At 40.2% G+C, this 17,958-nt stretch carries 16 protein-coding genes; 11 read left to right on the plus strand and 5 right to left on the minus strand.

All coding sequences use genetic code 11. From position 1 onward, the window contains the following. Window positions 1-4 precede the first annotated feature (4 nt). Entirely contained in the window at window positions 5-1,432 is a 1,428-nt protein-coding gene (locus C3F34_RS01250) for a GntP family permease (protein WP_104440904.1), read from the minus strand. Window positions 1,433-1,933: 501 nt separating this feature from the next. Here C3F34_RS01250 and C3F34_RS01255 point away from each other — a divergent pair. The 5 genes from C3F34_RS01255 (at window position 1,934) to C3F34_RS01275 (ending at window position 6,132) form a co-directional block, all read left to right on the plus strand. Next, window positions 1,934-2,827 carry a LysR family transcriptional regulator gene (locus C3F34_RS01255; protein ID WP_026440987.1) on the plus strand — a complete coding sequence of 298 codons (894 nt, stop codon included), beginning with the start codon at window positions 1,934-1,936 and terminating at the stop codon, window positions 2,825-2,827. A gap of 210 nt (window positions 2,828-3,037) precedes the next feature. Next, a complete protein-coding gene (locus C3F34_RS01260; RefSeq protein WP_104440905.1) occupies window positions 3,038-3,739 on the plus strand; it encodes a CoA transferase subunit A in 702 nt (233 codons plus the stop codon). A 2-nt stretch (window positions 3,740-3,741) separates the two neighbouring features. Then, window positions 3,742-4,398 carry a CoA transferase subunit B gene (locus tag C3F34_RS01265; protein ID WP_044739356.1) on the plus strand — a complete coding sequence of 219 codons (657 nt, stop codon included), beginning with the start codon at window positions 3,742-3,744 and terminating at the stop codon, window positions 4,396-4,398. An 81-nt stretch (window positions 4,399-4,479) separates the two neighbouring features. Next, window positions 4,480-5,661 carry a thiolase family protein gene (locus tag C3F34_RS01270; RefSeq protein ID WP_104440906.1) on the plus strand — a complete coding sequence of 394 codons (1,182 nt, stop codon included), beginning with the start codon at window positions 4,480-4,482 and terminating at the stop codon, window positions 5,659-5,661. Window positions 5,662-5,745: 84 nt separating this feature from the next. Then, window positions 5,746-6,132 (plus strand): carboxymuconolactone decarboxylase family protein, encoded by a 387-nt coding sequence (locus tag C3F34_RS01275; protein ID WP_104440907.1) that lies wholly within the window; start codon window positions 5,746-5,748, stop codon window positions 6,130-6,132. 57 nt (window positions 6,133-6,189) lie between these two features. On the opposite strand, the gene C3F34_RS20685 is transcribed toward C3F34_RS01275, so the two are convergent. Continuing rightward, on the minus strand, window positions 6,190-6,315 hold the full coding sequence (locus C3F34_RS20685) for a KGW motif small protein (protein ID WP_016167376.1): 126 nt from the start codon (window positions 6,313-6,315) through the stop codon (window positions 6,190-6,192). Window positions 6,316-6,507: 192 nt separating this feature from the next. Here C3F34_RS20685 and C3F34_RS01280 point away from each other — a divergent pair, with 192 nt between their 5' ends. Next, window positions 6,508-7,380: an alpha/beta hydrolase gene (locus C3F34_RS01280; protein WP_104440908.1), complete on the plus strand. Its 873-nt coding sequence runs from the start codon at window positions 6,508-6,510 to the stop codon at window positions 7,378-7,380. Between the two features lie 51 nt (window positions 7,381-7,431). Here the strand turns inward: C3F34_RS01280 and purL are convergent, their stop codons facing one another. Beyond that, window positions 7,432-11,265, minus strand: coding sequence for a phosphoribosylformylglycinamidine synthase (gene purL / locus C3F34_RS01285; RefSeq protein ID WP_104440909.1), 3,834 nt, complete (start codon window positions 11,263-11,265; stop codon window positions 7,432-7,434). A gap of 425 nt (window positions 11,266-11,690) precedes the next feature. Here purL and C3F34_RS01290 point away from each other — a divergent pair, with 425 nt between their 5' ends. The 3 genes from C3F34_RS01290 (at window position 11,691) to ruvB (ending at window position 15,033) form a co-directional block, all read left to right on the plus strand. Beyond that, window positions 11,691-13,028: a deoxyguanosinetriphosphate triphosphohydrolase gene (locus tag C3F34_RS01290; RefSeq protein WP_016167372.1), complete on the plus strand. Its 1,338-nt coding sequence runs from the start codon at window positions 11,691-11,693 to the stop codon at window positions 13,026-13,028. Between the two features lie 109 nt (window positions 13,029-13,137). Further along, window positions 13,138-13,740, plus strand: coding sequence for a Holliday junction branch migration protein RuvA (gene ruvA, locus C3F34_RS01295; RefSeq protein WP_104440910.1), 603 nt, complete (start codon window positions 13,138-13,140; stop codon window positions 13,738-13,740). Window positions 13,741-14,025: 285 nt separating this feature from the next. Further along, complete coding sequence (gene ruvB, locus C3F34_RS01300) at window positions 14,026-15,033, plus strand: Holliday junction branch migration DNA helicase RuvB (RefSeq protein WP_044739349.1); 1,008 nt, start codon at window positions 14,026-14,028, stop codon at window positions 15,031-15,033. A 131-nt stretch (window positions 15,034-15,164) separates the two neighbouring features. Here the strand turns inward: ruvB and C3F34_RS01305 are convergent, their stop codons facing one another. Then, on the minus strand, window positions 15,165-16,022 hold the full coding sequence (locus C3F34_RS01305; RefSeq protein ID WP_044739348.1) for a hypothetical protein: 858 nt from the start codon (window positions 16,020-16,022) through the stop codon (window positions 15,165-15,167). A gap of 175 nt (window positions 16,023-16,197) precedes the next feature. Beyond that, complete coding sequence (locus C3F34_RS01310) at window positions 16,198-16,770, minus strand: hypothetical protein (RefSeq protein WP_044739347.1); 573 nt, start codon at window positions 16,768-16,770, stop codon at window positions 16,198-16,200. Between the two features lie 543 nt (window positions 16,771-17,313). Here C3F34_RS01310 and C3F34_RS01315 point away from each other — a divergent pair. Next, entirely contained in the window at window positions 17,314-17,580 is a 267-nt protein-coding gene (locus tag C3F34_RS01315; protein WP_228155319.1) for a phage protein NinX family protein, read from the plus strand. A gap of 129 nt (window positions 17,581-17,709) precedes the next feature. Further along, window positions 17,710-17,934 (plus strand): hypothetical protein, encoded by a 225-nt coding sequence (locus C3F34_RS01320; protein ID WP_104440912.1) that lies wholly within the window; start codon window positions 17,710-17,712, stop codon window positions 17,932-17,934. Window positions 17,935-17,958: the final 24 nt, after the last annotated feature.

A 17,958-nucleotide genomic window follows, 5' to 3' on the forward strand; every position in this document is an offset into this window, starting at 1 on the left:
AATTTTAGACAATACCGAAAATTGTAAATGCTGCAATCACAACAAATACCGCAGTGGTTTTAATGATAGTGACAGCAAAAATATCTTTATAAGACTGCTTGTGGGTTAAGCCAGTCACCGCAAGTAGGGTAATTACTGCGCCATTATGCGGTAAGGTATCCATCCCCCCTGATGCCATAGACACTACACGGTGCATGACTTCTGGTGGAATACCTGTTGCGAGAATTGCTGCGTTGTATGTATCCGCCATCGCACTCAGGGCAATACTCATACCACCTGATGCCGAACCTGTAATCCCCGCCAGCACAGTCGTGGTCACGGCACCATTCACCAAAGGATTGGTAAAAGTTGAACTTAAACCGTGACTGATCAAAGCGAAGCCTGGTAATGCCGCAATAATGGCACCAAAACCATATTCCGAAGCGGTATTCATGACCGCAAGTAAAGCACCGCTAATACTGGTATTCACACCTTCTTTGAACTGCACAATTACACGCTGATAGTCATATAAAAATGCACTGATTATGCCGACAATTAACGCCAAGCCGACCGCCCAGATTGCACCCGTTTTCGCTACATCTACAGTGTAATTGGCCAAACCAATCGCATTAAAATCGAAGCCATTTGGGTACCATTTTGGAATTGCAGTAGATAAAAACTTGTTCATGACCGCAACTAAAATAAGCGGTACAAAAGCCAGTGCCTGACGTGCTCTAGAACCATTTTGACTATCTAAAAGATTTACTGTCGTAGTCGAATCTGTTGCTTGTACTTGTTCATTCGCGAACCCTGCATAACCCTCACCTGCTTGTTCAGCAGCACGACAACGCCATTGTAGATAAAGCAGCCCCATACATAGCACAAAAATTGCACCAATAATCCCTAAAAAAGGCGCTGCATAAATATTGGTTCCAAAGAACGTGGTTGGAATCACGTTTTGAATTTGTGGTGTGCCTGGCAGAGCATCCATGGTAAAGGTAAATGCACCGAGTGCAATTGTGCCTGGAATTAAACGTTTTGGAATATTCGCTTCTTGGAACAGTTGGTTCGCAAATGGATATACCGCAAACACCACCACAAACAAGCTCACACCACTATAAGTCAAAATTGCACCTAACAATACAACCGTTAAAATTGCACGTTTAGCCCCAATTAAACTGACAATGGTTTTTGCAATCGAGGAGGCAATCCCCGACATTTCCACAACTTTGCCGAAAATTGCACCCAATAAAAAGACCAAAAAATAGTCTTTAATAAAATTCACCATTTTGGGCATAAATACGCCTGAATAGAATGGTAAAACATGGTTGGGTGCAATTAAAAATACCGCAAGTAAGGCACAGAGGGGTGCCATGAGAATGACCGAAAATCCCTTATAGGCTGTGTACATCAACAAACCTAAAGACAGTAGGATGACAAATAAATCCCACATATTCTTTTCTCCCTGATAAAGAATACATAAGGGCGCACACATTGCGATAGACAATGTGATAGACCTTTATTTTTTGACCGAAAAAATGCTCAATTTTATTAAGAGTTATCCTAAACCCTATATAAAAACAACAAGCAGAAAAATTTTTAATACCACTTTTAGTATTTAAAAAAATAACACCAAAAATTCAAAACACAACATTTAAATATTATAAATAATCACTAATTCAAAATAAAAACATAAATATCAATAATTTAAAAAATAAAAATAAACAAAATTTAATATATTTAAAAATATGATTAATTATTTTAAAAAACTCATCAATCCTTTTCATTATAATAAAATTAAACACCCAATAATATTTAAAATTATTATAAAAAATAGAATTTAAATAAATTTAATTATCTGTAACTTCATTGTTTTTTTGCATTTCATGTGAAAAAGGATCAAAATCAAGCCAGACCTCATATTTCGCTTAGCCCGCGTGGTACACATCTAGTTATGACCTTAAAACAACTAAAAGCCTTCTTAGCCCTAGCCCGCAGTTTGAACTATGCCAATGCATCGAATGAACTTCATCTTAGTCAATCTGCATTAAGCCTCACCATTAAAACCTTAGAAGAAGAACTGGGTGGAAAACTTTTTAAGCGCAATACACGCCGAGTAGAATTAACTTTCGAGGGTAAATCCCTGATTCCTTATGCCAAAAAACTATTGGCAAATTGGGAAGATATGGAAAAAGATGTCAAACAACGTTTTAAATTACAGCGCGGGACACTCAATATTGCCTCTATGCCGTTTGTCACGCATGCCATCATGCCGAATGTAATTCAAAACTTCTTAGGCTTACACCCGAATATTAATTTTTCAATTCATGACATTACCAATGAAAAAATTATTGAGAATGTGCTCGATGGTATTTTTGAACTCGGTATATGTTTCGAACCACAACAAATCGATACGCTTGAATTCTTACCGTTATTCAATGAAGATTTTCTTGCCTTATTACCCAAAGCACATCCATTAGCGCATACAACTTCAATTACATGGAAAGACCTCTGTGCCAATCCTTTCGTGACCTTGCAACAGCCTTCGATTGTGCGCTATCTGATTGAAGAAAATTGCAAAAAAAATAACATTCAATTGGACTTAAAAGTTGAATGTCATCAAATCAGCTCTCTATCGAGTTTTGTTGCATTAGGCATTGGAGTAAGTGTAATTCCACGTCATTTCCAACAGTTTATTGATACTGAAAAAAATGTACTGATTGAATTACAAGATCAAGATTTGATTAAACCTGTTGGAATTATTTATAAAAAGAATTTTGAAATTTCCAACATCACAGCGCAGTTTATTGAAACACTTAAGCAATATAATTATAAAAAACACATATAAAATAAATACTTAAAATTAAAAACAATTTCTAAACTATTCAGCTTAGCTCATTATAAGGTGTTCAACCCCATGTACTGTGCTAAATTTTGCCTATTTTTCACTCCATTATTGAGTTTTTCTGATTAATTGTTTGAAAATTTCAACTTCATTATCTGTCAAAGCAATGCTAATAATGGATTCAGGATAACTAAGGGATTTAGAGAAGTTAATATGAATAAGCTCTATTCAAGTGCAACACTTGCATTGCAAGATGTAGTTAAAAATGGACAAACGATTGCAGTCGGTGGTTTTGGCTTATGTGGTATTCCAGAAGCCCTGATTGAAGCACTCAAACAAACTGGGGTAAATGACCTCACCTGTATTTCAAACAACGCAGGCGTGGATGATTTTGGTTTAGGCAAACTCTTACAAACCAAACAAATTAAAAAAATGATTTCATCTTATGTTGGTGAAAATAAAGAATTTGAACGCCAATATTTAAATGGTGAACTCGAAGTTGAACTCACCCCACAAGGCACACTGGCAGAAAAATTACGCGCTGGTGGTGCAGGTATCCCTGCTTTCTTCACACAAACGGGTGTTGGCACACTGATTGCCGAAGGTAAAGAGCAACGCGATTTTGACGGTAAACCGTATATTCTCGAAAACTCATTAACGGCAGATGTAGCATTGGTCAAAGCCTACAAAGCGGATAAAGCTGGTAATTTGGTCTTCCGTAAAACCGCGCGTAACTTTAATCCTGAATGCGCAATGGCAGGTAAATTTACTGTAGTTGAAGTAGAACACGTGGTTGAAATTGGCGAACTCGATCCAGATGACATTCATTTGCCAGGCATCTATGTCAATCGCATTATCTTGAATGCCACCCCTGAAAAACGCATTGAACAATTAACCATTAAGCAGGAGGCTTAATCATGGCTTGGACACGCAATGAAATGGCTGCACGCGCTGCACTAGAACTTGAAGATGGATTTTATGTCAATCTTGGTATTGGTTTACCGACGTTGGTCGCCAACTATATTCCGGAGAATATCAATGTCTGGTTACAGTCTGAAAATGGTTTATTGGGTATAGGTGAATTTCCAACCGAAGCAACCGTAGATGCCGACCTGATTAATGCAGGTAAACAAACCGTAACTGCACGCAAAGGCGCTGCATTTTTCTCAAGTTCAGAATCTTTTGCCATGATCCGTGGTGGTCACGTGAATATTGCCATTTTGGGTGCTATGGAAGTTTCTGAACAAGGCGACCTTGCCAACTGGATGATTCCAGGCAAGAAAGTTAAAGGTATGGGCGGTGCGATGGACTTGGTTGCTGGTGTGCAAAAAGTCGTTGTGCTGATGGAACACTGCGCCAAAGATGGTAGTCCCAAGATTGTGGAACAATGTGCCCTACCATTGACTGGCCAAGGTGTAGTCAATCGTATTATCAGTGATTTAGGTGTAATGGACATTACGCCTGAAGGTGTGAAACTCATTGAGCTGGCGAAAGATGTTAGCTTAGAACAAATTCAAGCAGTTACTGGCGTACAATTGATTGTCGATAACGTTCAAGAAACGGTAAGCGCATAAATCAGATGAGTTAAAGCAGCTTCGGCTGCTTTAATTTTGATTCAACAAGAACGGAACAGGTATAAATACACGGAGATAAACATGAATAAAGACATCGTCATTGTTGCTGGTAGCCGAACTGCAATGGGAAGTTTTCAAGGCGCACTATCAAGTCTTTCAGCCCCTGAACTTGGCGCAGCCGTTATTCAAGAGACTTTAAACCGCGCAAATGTTGCCGCTCAGGATATTGATGAAGTCATTATGGGCTGCGTTTTGCCTGCGGGCTTAAAACAAGCTCCAGCTCGCCAAGCAATGCGCCTTGCAGGTGTACCTGATCATGTTGGTGCAACCACTATCAATAAAATTTGCGGTTCAGGTATGAAAGCTGTGATGCAGGCTGCCGATGCTATTTGCGCTGGTAATGCAGAAATTATCATGGCAGGTGGTATGGAATCCATGAGTAATGCACCGTACTTACTACCAAAAGCACGTTCAGGTTACCGTATGGGTCATGGCGAAGTGAAAGACCATATGTTCCAAGAAGGTCTAGAAGATGCAGAAACTGGACTTTCAATGGGTGTTCTGGCACAAAAAATGGCAGATAAAAAAGGCTACACTCGCGAGCAACAAGACGCATTTGCAATTCGTTCTTTAACTCGTGCACAAGTTGCTATTCAAAATGGTTTTTTACAAGCTGAAATTGCACCGATTACCGTATCGAGCCGCAAAGGTGAGGTCATTGTGGCACAAGATGAAAATCCGTTTCATGCCAATATTGATAAAATTCCAAACCTACGTCCTGCCTTTGCCAAAGATGGCACCATCACCGCAGCCAATTCAAGTTCCATTTCAGATGGTGCATCTGCCATGTTGGTGATGTCGGCTGAACAAGCGGCAGCTCGCAGTTTAACCCCACTGGCCCATATTCGCGCTACAGCAACTAACTCTCAACATCCTTCAGAATTTACCATTGCGCCTGTGGCTGCAATTGAAAAAGTCCTGAAAAAAGCGGGATGGTCTGTAGAAGATGTAGATTTATGGGAGATCAATGAAGCCTTTGCTATGGTGACCATGGCAGCGATTGATGCTTTCAATCTAGACCCTGAAAAAGTCAACGTAAACGGTGGTGCATGTGCATTGGGTCACCCATTGGGTTCATCAGGCTCACGCATCATTTTAACCTTAATCTATGCATTAAAGCGTTTAGGTAAAACCAAAGGCGTAGCTACACTCTGTATTGGTGGTGGTGAAGCGACTGCAATTGCCGTAGAACTTGTTGATTAACTGTCAAGTTTCGAGAAAATCATACAGATCAAAGTGATAAAAGGTTAAACTTTTATCACTTTTTAATGAAGAAGAGTGACTCAAATGTCTCAGCAAGATTATGAAAATGGATTAAAAGTACGCACCGAAGTAATGGGTGAAAGCTTTGTCAAACGCGCTCAAGACAATACTGTACCTTTTACTCAACCGCTACAAGATTGGATTAATGAACATGCTTGGGGCTCGACTTGGCAACGTGAAGGTGTATTACCTCGTAAATATCGCTCACTAATTACCCTTGCCTTTTTAACTGCACTCAAAAGTCCCACTGAACTGAAAGGACATGTCCGTGGTGCACTCAACAATGGAGCGACAGTTGAAGAAATTCAGGAAGTGTTACTACACAGCTTGCCCTATTGTGGCGCGCCTGCAACACAAGAAGCCTTCCGCGCAGCATTAGAAGTTATTACCGAATACCAAAATAACAACTGATAATTTACCAACGATTAAGAGCCAGATTTGATGGCTCTTAATGTCTTATTTTAGACATTACAGATTTTGTGCAATGACATAACCGAGTATTAAGCTCAATTGTAGACTGACCACAACCACGAACCACTTCCAGCCCTTTTGCTTAAGCACCATCTTATTTGGATATGTTGCTGTTTTTATCATTTACTACCTCCAACACTATTATCATTTTAATAAACTGCATATTTCGATTATTTATTAAGCAAATTTTACACCAACTTTTTAGCGCTTTATACAGTTCAGATTTTTCAAACTGTATCCTGATGATTTTAAAGTCGTACAACTGCATCTATAGCAGTGCTAAAATATCAACACAAAAAAAGAGTTGGGATAATAATGAAACGTCCTCTTTCCCTTGTTACTTTTTGTCTGCTCGTATTGTTTAATATGCAAACTAGCTATGCTAACTTTTTTCAAAATCTAGATATTTTTCGAGCAAAAAATACAATACGAAATATTGCTTATGGGCCCAATACATTACAAAAATTAGATGTCTATCTACCACAATCTAATCTGCCGAATCAAAAACTTGCACCCATTTTAATGATTGTACATGGTGGAACTTGGAGTATTGGAGATAAGTCTCATCAAGGCTTAATACAGCATAAAGCGACCTATTGGAATCAACAAGGTTGGATCGTGATTTCAGTGAATTATCGCTTAGTTCCTAAAGTCACAGTGCAACAGCAAACTCAAGATATTGCCGATGCACTGAATTTTGTGCAAAAGAATGCCTCAAATTGGCAGGCTGATAGTCACAAAATCGTGATTATGGGACATTCTGCAGGTGCACATTTGGTCACCTTACTCTCTACTCACCCAGAATGGATTTCAAATTTTCCCAAACCATGGAAAGCAACGATTGCCTTAGATAGTGCTGCCTATGACATAGAAACCATCATGTCCAATCAACATGCTCAATTTTATGATCGTGTTTTTGGGTCTTCTAAAGAAAACTGGCGTTTGGTTTCACCCAAAGTTCAGTTAAAACATTCCTTGCCTGCTTTTCTGGCGGTCTGCTCCACCATTCGTCCTGATCAACCTTGTATACAAGCGCATTCATTTATTCAACAAGCCAAAGCTTTAGGTACTTCGACAGCCTATTTACCTCTGCCTTTGTCTCATGCCGAAATTAATCGAAACTTGGGGCAAGATAATGACTATACCCATCAAGTGGATCAATTTATGCAACAGTATTTACAACACTAATATTCAAGCAAAAAAAAGCCACCAGAAGGTGGCTTTTTAATGAGTTATGGATTAACCGATAAACTTACGTGCATTACGGAACATACGTAACCATGCACCATCTTCAGTCCACTCTTCAGGTTTCCAAGAATGCTGAATGGCGCGGAAATTACGCTCTGGATGCGGCATCATAATCGTTGCACGACCATCTTTAGAAGTTACACCAGTAATCGCTTCTGGAGAACCATTCGGGTTCAATGGATAGTGCTGAGTTGGGTTTCCATGACTATCTACATAACGTAAAGTCACTTGGTTCCCCGCATTTAACGCAGCAAGTTGATCTGCAGTTGCCACCACACGACCTTCACCATGTGCAACAGCAATTGGAAGAATCGAACCTTCCATACCTTCAAGCAATACAGAATGTGATTTTTCAATACGAACGTTCACTGCACGTGCTTCAAATACTTCTGAAGTGTTGCGATGGAAACGTGGCCAAGCATCTGCACCAGGAATTAACGGCGCAAGTTGTGACATCATTTGACAACCGTTACACACACCTAAAGTGAATGTTTCTTGACGGTTAAAGAATTTCTCGAACTGGTCACGTAAGCGTGGGTTAAATAGGACTGATTTTGCCCAACCACCACCAGCACCTAGAACGTCACCATAAGAGAAACCACCACAAGCTACCAAGCCTTCGAAGTCATTTAAATCCACTCGACCTGCAAGCAAATCACTCATGTGCACATCGGTTGTGTTAAAGCCAACTTTGTCAAATGCAGCCGCCATTTCAGTTTGGCCATTGACACCTTGTTCACGCAAAATCACCATACTTGGGCGGCGTAAATTAATAAACGGCGCTTCGACTGGTTCATTCAAATCAAAAGTAGGCTGTGCAATGATGCCTTGGTGTGAATTGTCTGCGATTAAGGCAAATTCTTGATCAGCAGTTTCAGAGTTATCACGTAAACGTTGAATTTGGTGTGATACTTCAGCCCAAGCATGTTGTAAGTCAACACGAGGTAAAGTCAAACCATTGATCGTTAACTGATCTGTGTTATTGACTGAACCTACAACTGAAATGGCGTCTTTTAAGCTTGATGCAGCAACTTCGTCTGCAAGAGTCGCCCAGTCAGAAGTACTGATTTGAAGCACTGCGCCAATTTCTTCTGCGAACAACGCTGCTGTAGATTGATTGTCTAGTGCTACACCTAAACGTGAAGCGAACATCATTTCTGCAACTGTTGCCAATAAACCACCATCACCAATGTCATGGTAAGCTTGAATTAAGCCACGGTTGTTCCAGTCTTGTACCAAATCAAAGAATGCTTTGAAATCCGCAAAACTGTCAACATCTGGAGTAACTGAACCAATCGCTTTATAGACTTGCGCAAGGATCGAACCACCTAAACGGAATTGACCTTTAGATAAATCAATACGAACCAATACAGAATCAGTATTTTTCAATTCAGGCGTTAAGGTTTTACGTACATCATTTACAGGTGCAAATGCGGTAATCACACCACTCATTGGCGAAGTCACTGACTTGTCCTGACCTTCGTCATTCCAAGTGGTACGCATCGAAAGTGAGTCTTTACCTACTGGAATTGCAATACCTAAAGCAGGACACATTTCCATACCAATCGCTTTGACACCTTCAAACAAGGCTTGGTCTTCACCTTTTTGCCCTGCTGCTGCCATCCAGTTTGCTGACAATTTAATGTCACTGATCTGTTCGATATTGGCACACATGATGTTTGAAATTGATTCTGCAACTGCCAAACGTGCAGATGCTGCTGGATTTAACAATGCCACAGGTGGACGTTCACCCATTGCCATCGCTTCACCAGTATAACCTTGTAAGCTTGTAGTCGTTACTGCTGCATCAGCAACAGGAACCTGCCAACGACCTACGAGCTGATCACGTGCAACCATACCTGTAATTGAACGGTCACCAATCGTGATTAAGAATGATTTAGACGCAACTGTTGGGTTCTTTAATACACGGAAAATCGCATCTTTCAAGTCCACTTGAGCAGCATCAAAATCATCGCCCTTACGCTCGATGGTTTCGTATGAACGGCTCATACGTGGTGTACCACCAAGCATGACTTGCATTGGCATATCCACTGCTTTGTTATCGAACAATGGATCGTTTACAGTCAATTGACGAGCTTCTGTCGCTTCGCCTAATACAGCAAATGGGCAGCGTTCACGCGCACAAATCGATTCAAATAATTCTAAAGACTCAGGCTTAATTGCAAGTACATAACGTTCTTGCGCTTCGTTTGACCAAATCTCCATTGGAGACATACCTGGTTCAAGTGAAGGAATCTTACGAAGGTCTAAAATAGCACCGAGCTCATGGTCATTCACCAATTCAGGCATTGCATTGGAAATACCACCCGCGCCCACGTCATGTACAGACACGATTGGGTTTTCATTTTCCATGCGCCAGCAGGTATCAATCACTTCTTGGCAACGGCGTTCCATTTCTGGGTTTTCACGTTGTACCGAAGCGAAATCTAGGCTTTCACCCATCGTACCGCTATCTACAGATGATGCAGCACCACCACCCAGACCAATCAGCATCGCAGGACCACCTAAAACGATGAGTAAGTCGCCCGGTTGAATCGCATCTTTTTCTACATGGTCAGGACGGATATTACCGTAACCACCTGCAATCATAATTGGCTTATGGAAGCCTTTCACTTCACCGTTTATATTCTGTTCGAAAGTACGGAAATAACCATTTAAGGCAGGACGACCAAATTCGTTGTTAAACGCCGCACCACCTAATGGACCTTCAATCATGATTTGAAGTGGAGATGCCATACGCGATGGTTTACCGTAATTTTCTTCCCACGGTTGTTCAAAACCAGGAATATTCAAGTTCGATACAGTAAAGCCTGTTAAGCCTGCTTTTGGCTTACCACCACGACCTGTCGCACCTTCATCACGAATTTCACCGCCCGAACCTGTTGCTGCGCCTGCAAATGGTGCAATCGCTGTTGGGTGGTTGTGGGTTTCCACTTTCATTAGGATGTGAGCCGCTTGACTCTTATACTTATATGTATAGTGACCTGTGTCTTCGTCTTTTTTCGGGTAGAAACGTTGTGTGTCATAACCCACAATCACCGATGCATTATCTTTATAGGCAGATAAAACGTCAGTTGGTGATTCTTTATAGGTATTTTTAATCATTTGGAACAATGATAATGGTTGAACTTCACCATCAATCGTCCATTCAGAACCGAAAATTTTGTGACGACAGTGCTCAGAGTTCGCTTGAGCAAACATCATCAATTCGATGTCATGCGGGTTACGACCAAGCTTGATAAACGCTTCAGTTAAGTAGTCGATTTCTTCATCAGACAAAGCAAAACCAAATTCAGAGTTGGCTTGAACTAATGCCTGTTTACCCTGACCCAAAATATCAATTGAATTTAAAGGTTTTGGCGCAGTTTCTTGAAATAATGCCGTAGCATCTTCAATGCTGCTAAATACGCTCTCAGTCATGCGGTCATGTAACGCCAGCTTTACTTCATTCGATACTTCAGAAATACCTTTTAAAGTAAACAAAACACCGCGTTCAAGGCGGTGTATCGGGGTATTACAGTTGGCAAAAATATCCGTCGCTTTAGAAGACCACGGTGAAATTGTACCCACGCGAGGCGTCACTAAAATTTGGACTTCATCATTCGCAGCTTGACGAATTTGGAAGACTTCGCCTTCATTTAATAATTGTAAAGCAGATTGCTGCTGTTGCTCGTTGAGCGCTTGGTCAAACAGATAGACCCATTGGCTTTCTATTGATTGAACAGAACTAATTGACGCTAGACGTGATAATAGTTGAGTTTTCTTAAAAGAAGAATGTGCTGGTGCACCGGCCACGATAAACATGCTGATTTTGGCTCCACGGGCAAGTCTTTTGAACTTTACCGCAATGTGACTTTGAAGAGAGTCACATATTCTACTGTGAAAAGGTCAAATCAGCTAGATGGATAACCCTGATTATGTAACCTAATCCTGCAAGAATTTCACTTACAACCGTTTTATTACGCTTTTTTAGATAAAATGACTTAAAAATAAATAACTAGATTGACCACTAAAGCTGAAATAGTGAGATTTTTTCAAAAAAAATATTTATTTTTGCCTAAAATACACACAAAACTTTAATTCAAGATTCTGCTTCATTCTTTTAGCCTTCAATTTAAACCTCAACGCCACTTTATTTACCTTACAACCGACAAATCGTGTCGCACTGCTCTAGTGCAACCCAACATTTTTTGGCATGATTTAAGCAATCCTTCTATGAAACATAATAAATGGAACAAATGCGTTGGTTAGAACTGCTTTCCACAGTTCGGATTGGTAGTAAAAAACAAAGTACAGAACAAGCTCGAAGCCCTTTTCATAAAGATTATGATCGTATTATTTTTTCGCAAAGTTTTAGACAGCTCAACCGTAAAACCCAAGTCCACCCACTAACGCAACATGATGGCATCCATACGCGCCTCACGCATTCACTTGAAGTATCGTGTATAGGCCGCTCTCTTGGCATGCTCGCAGCAGAGAAAATAAAAGACGAACTTCCTGTCTGGATTTCTCCTGCCGATGTTGGTGCCATTATTCAAGCTGCATGTTTAGCACATGATATTGGCAACCCCCCTTTTGGACATGCAGGGGAATATGCCATTCGTGAATGGTTTGATGATGCTTCACATGGCAATTTTTTGGCAAAACTCACTCCAGAAGAAGAAGCTGATGTCCGTCAATTTGAAGGTAATGCGCAAGGTTTACGCTTACTGACTAAAATTGACTACCATCCCAATGATGGTGGTATGCGTTTAACTTACGCTACTTTAGGTGCATATCTAAAGTATCCGTGGTTATCCAAAACCATTGCCGAACAAGGCAATACCCCAGCCAGCATGCGTGCTAAATTTGGTTGTTATCAGTCTGAAAAAGAAATATTGGGGCAAATTGCAGAGCAACTTGGACTCATTCAATTGGCAAAAGATCGTTACTGCCGTCATCCACTGACCTATCTATTAGAGGCCGCAGACGATATTTGTTATGCCCTAATTGATTTAGAAGATGGCATTATTTTAAATATGCTCAGCTATGAAGAAGTTGAACCCATTTTTCTTGACTTAATTGCGGACTATGGTAAGCCTTCCGAACTCTCGATGGATACGACTTGGCAACAAAAAATTGCGGCATTGCGTGGTCGGGTAATGAAACGTCTGGTCGATGAAGTGACCACAGCTTTTGCCAAACATCATTATGAAATTCTGACAGGACAGCTCAAAGGCAGCCTATTACAATACTGTGCAGAAGATATTGAATTGGGAATCAACCGCGCCAAAGAGCTGGCACGGGATAAGATTTTTGAACATCCACAAAAAGCGGGATTAGAAATTATTGCCCATCAAAGTTTGCAGAATATTCTAGATGCTTTCATTCCGCTTACGACGCCACATAAAACATTAAGTTTTAAGGAGCAACGCCTGTTTACTATTTTACAGCGTTCAGGTGCGCGTTTTGGCAACAATCATTATGAAAATATTATGCAAGTACTGGATATTATTTCAAAGTTTTCAGATCATCAAGCCTATAATCTTTCACAAGAATTGCAAGGCAATAAGTCTGGTTTGATGTAACCCATATTAAAGATAAACATGCTTTTAACATGACTTTTAAATAAGTAAGCTTAAAAGCACAACTTTCCTACTGGCAACCGTATACACCTAAAATAGTGAAGCTTTAAAAATGATTGGATGTTTAATTGGCGCAGTGTTTGCCCTCGAAGCCCCGACCGTACTGCTCAATGTCAACGGCGTTGGCTATGAGATTGACACACCTTTATCGACATTTTGCCAATTACAAAAAGGACAAAAAGTCACATTGTGGACGCATTTGGCAGTTCGTGAAGATGCACAATTACTGTATGGTTTTTTACATCAGCAAGAAAAACTCATCTTCCGAACACTGTTAAAAGTGAATGGTGTCGGCCCCAAAATGGCTTTGGGGATTCTTTCGACTTTAAGCGTAGATATGCTGATTCATACTGTTGAACATGAAGATGTAAATACACTGGTTAAAGTCCCTGGTGTGGGTAAAAAGACTGCTGAACGCCTAATGATTGAATTACGTGACCGTTTTAAAGCCATGTCTACAGGTACAGTTCCAAGCAACTCTACAGTGGAACAAATTCAATTTACAGGTAACTCAGCCGTTGCCGAAGCTGAAGCCGCATTACAATCTTTGGGTTATAAACCTTTAGAAGCTCAAAAACTCGTAAATGCGGCAAAAGGTGATTTTACTGAAGCCAGTGACATCATCCGTGCTGCACTCAAGTCGATGAATAAATAAAGTACTTCCTCTAAGACGTCATTCGATACACGTAAACGTCATTCGCAACTGTTCGAATCAGGAGACATTTGCACAACAATGTTTCTGCGATATAGTCGATACGAACTTTCATTCGATGAGTTTTGCGAATGACAATGGTTTTGCTTACTTTTGCCAAAACAAAAGTAAGGCGAACCGCAGGTTATGCCTGAGTTTCGCTCGAAGCTGGAAAGACTGCACCAAGGTACACAATTTCTTTTCTGACATTTTGCTACGAAGCCTATTCACTTAAAGTTTAAATAATATATGCAAGACCGTCTCATCGGTGGTTCCGAAAAACCCGAAGATCATATCGATCGAGCCATTCGCCCTACCTCACTGGATGACTATATTGGTCAACCTGTGGTACGTGAACAAATGGAAATCTTTATTGGTGCCGCGCGTGGTCGTGCCGAAGCACTCGACCATACTTTGATTTTTGGTCCACCTGGTTTGGGTAAAACCACACTGGCCAATATTATTGCGCGTGAAATGGGTGGCAACTTAAAATCAACTTCAGGACCTGTATTAGAACGAGCAGGTGATTTGGCTGCTATGCTGACCAATCTTGAAGAAGGCGATGTGCTTTTTATTGATGAAATTCATCGTCTTTCGCCTGTGATTGAAGAAATTCTGTACCCTGCAATGGAAGATTACCAACTCGATATCATGATTGGTGAAGGTCCAGCAGCCCGCTCGATTAAATTGGATTTACCCCCATTTACCCTTGTTGCAGCGACTACACGTGCAGGCTTATTGACGTCTCCACTACGTGACCGTTTCGGGATTGTACAACGTCTTGAATTTTACTCGGTGGCCGATTTAACCCATATTGTCACGCGTTCTGCCAACTTAATGGATGTGCCGATTACTCGTGAAGGCTCGGCAGAAATTGCGCGCCGCGCACGCGGAACACCACGTATTGCTAACCGTTTGCTACGTCGAGTTCGTGATTATGCGCAAGTGAAAGGTACAGGCGAAGTAACACAAGACATGGCTCAACGTGCACTCGATATGCTAAATGTTGATAAAGACGGTTTAGATACTCTAGACCGCCGTTATTTAAGTATGCTGCTTGAGCGATTTGATGGTGGTCCCGCAGGTATTGAAGCCTTAGCTGCTGCTATGGCTGAAGATTCAGGCACATTGGAAGATGTGATTGAGCCATATTTAATTCAACAAGGTTATGTAATGCGGACTGCGCGTGGTCGTATTGCCACAAATATGGCGTATTTACAGTTTGGGATGACACCGCCTGAACCGAAAGAAAAATGATTTAAAAGGGAGCTTGTCTCCTTTTTTTAGATACCTGCTTAAACAAGAATGTTTGATGTCGCAACGACCTATAAGATATTTAAAATTGAATTGATGATCAGATTATCCTAAGTATGTTTATAGCTGTCATGTTATACACCGTTGAAATTTTTAGGTTCGACAATAAAACCCTGTACGACTTTTTTTGCTTGTTGTTGAATGACTTTCCAATCTTGTAGATGAACGCTTTGAAATACTGCTGAGATTCGAACCTTCATTTCAGGCTCTAAAACAAATTCTTGTTCACATATTCGCGCTAATGGGTATTCAGAATGTTCACATTTAATGAGTGTGAGTACTTTTCCTTTAGAGTCTTTTTGAACATATAAATCGTCTATATCATATAGGCTCTTTGGTGTACTAATATTTTTCCTCATTAATCTAGTGTTTTCGTCGACCCACTCAGGATGGGGCACATATTTTTGTAAACCATATTCAAAATCGCTAGTTGGCAAATATATGTTCATATAATTGAATTCTTTTAAATTTTGTTTCGACTCTATCCTCGTTTCTAAAGTTGAATTAATTAGCCTAGTTGTTAAGTCTCCATTATAACTCTGACCTGCATATACACTTACTCTTACCCAATGATTATCAGGCAGATTAATTTCTGCGTTATATTGTTTCTCCGAATACGGTGATGCTTTATAATAAACGACTAAAACCAATCCATCGGTGTAGCGCATATCAAATCCAAAGGCCTGAATTTTAGATTGATAGGTCCGCGTCTGACGTTTATATTTCTTACCTGTTACGAAGCCTGTATTATCTTCATATTCAACCCATGGGGCTTCTCTACCAAGGTTAACAGGCCTTCCTCCTAAATCACCTACACTATAGCGTGCACCATATTGGTCGCGTGGTGTTATAAATTCAGGTTCTGTTTTTTTCTGCTCACATGCGATTAAAAAGATTAAACCTATACACACAGCTATAATTATTCTTTTCATTAAATCCCCTTTTATCTTTTAGATCATAAAGTATGCAGCTCGACCATTCCTTTTCCACCTCAGTGAATAATGAAAAAGTCAGATTCATATCATTCAACACATCTAATACTAATTCATGATCTATCTCAATTTCGCAGGATGCTTGAATTAGCCTTATTCCTTATCTGCTATTGACTTATAGCTCCCTCACCTCTTCCACCAACATTAACTCACATGCCCCGTTGCCTGTATCTTCACGACTTAGTGAACTACGCCACATCCAGCCATCTGCCGATTTTACTTCGACTAAATGTCCTTTTAAGTAAATCAGGTCATCCTGATCAACATCTGCCAATTGCTTTGCAATTGTAGAATTCGCAGGAATCAAATGTGTATTAGCACTATGCGTTTCAATTTCATGGTGCGGAATCGGTGGCTGATTTTCATAACGCCAGTAATACCAGCGATTACTTTGGCGTATCGAAAGCTGTTTATAAACAGATGGATCTGCCATCGCGCCCCATCCCAAGGCAAAATCGACAGGGCTAAGCTCTGCTTCACGTCCAGAATGGTAGGTTTCCCGTGATAAAACTCTAAATTGCCCCTCATAATTCGCTAAATTGGTCATGGTATAACCATTAAAGGTTTGCACTGTGTCACTAACTCGTTGATGATCTTTAGCATTTTCAATCGTAGGACTAGGCTTCCACCAGTAAATGAGCCCCGCAACAATCACAATCAACCAAATTAAATGGGCTCGACGGCTCATCTTTCCCCCCAAAAATGTAAATCGAAATATCCATTTTTATTATTCAAACTTAACCTCATCCATTTTCAGATTGAAATCTTGTGCCATTGGACGGTCATTTCAAACTGCTAAACTTCATGGCATTACCTAGCCCATGACTCAGACCCATTGTACCTGCAATTATTCTAAGCAGCTTTGGACAAGCACGGGCTTCGAAACACCATATTAAATCTAGACGTGGAACACTATCATGGCGAATAAATTCGAATTTCAAATTCTACAACTTGTATAAAATCTAGCAACAACAAGCAATAATGAAAAACAAAATATAAAAACTAATGCATTTAAAACAATATCTTGCAAATTATAAACCCTATTAAGCAATATTTAAAATTAATAAGCGGTCTATTTACAGTCTACTATAAGTCTACTTTTTGAGAATTCTATACCTTATAATCTGAGTGGGCTATTAGTGCTGTCTTGTATATAGAAAATATTGACCGTATTGACGTGTAAAAATTGCTATATTTACTCCTAATACCAAACCATACAACAAGAATGACAATGAAAGTATCAGAATTATCTTTTGAGCAGCTTCCCAGCATTCTTGCAGTCGCAATGAAAGTAAAAACTATACCCGTAATTGATTGGGAGCTTTGTGGGAAGCTTATAGAAAAAGAAAAAATTAGCCTTGTTCGCTCATACTCAAGGTGGAATGCATTCTATGTTGGCCCACGCTCTGACAGCAGAGAAGCTGAACAGGTTGGTGACAGTGCTATGGAAGCGGTTGTGAAATGTTTTATTGAAAAGAAGCTTGGAAGCGAGATTTAATGTTATGAATGACTGGCCTTATGTCTACATCAAACACTTGCTTAGTATAAGTGAGCCTTTCCACGAGTACCCAGGATGGTCGTTGGGTTTCCCGAATAGTTATATAGTTTTGACTGAGGTACGAAGCTAATGTGGTGTATCAAAAAGAAAGGCCTATATCTATCCAGCAAGACAATAGTTCATGAAGATGACTATTGGGAACCTTCAGAAGTCACAGCTCAAATGACGACTGGTTATGCTTGGGTAGATGATGTTGATTTAGCAGATACATTTATTGATCGAATGACAGCAGAAGGTTATTTGGCTAGAAAGCGTGGGGAATTTTGGCGGGATGCTAAGGTTGTGGAGGAGTAGAATTATAAAGATAACAACTATTAA

Source organism: Acinetobacter sp. ACNIH2 (assembly GCF_002934965.1).
GTDB lineage: Bacteria > Pseudomonadota > Gammaproteobacteria > Pseudomonadales > Moraxellaceae > Acinetobacter > Acinetobacter tandoii.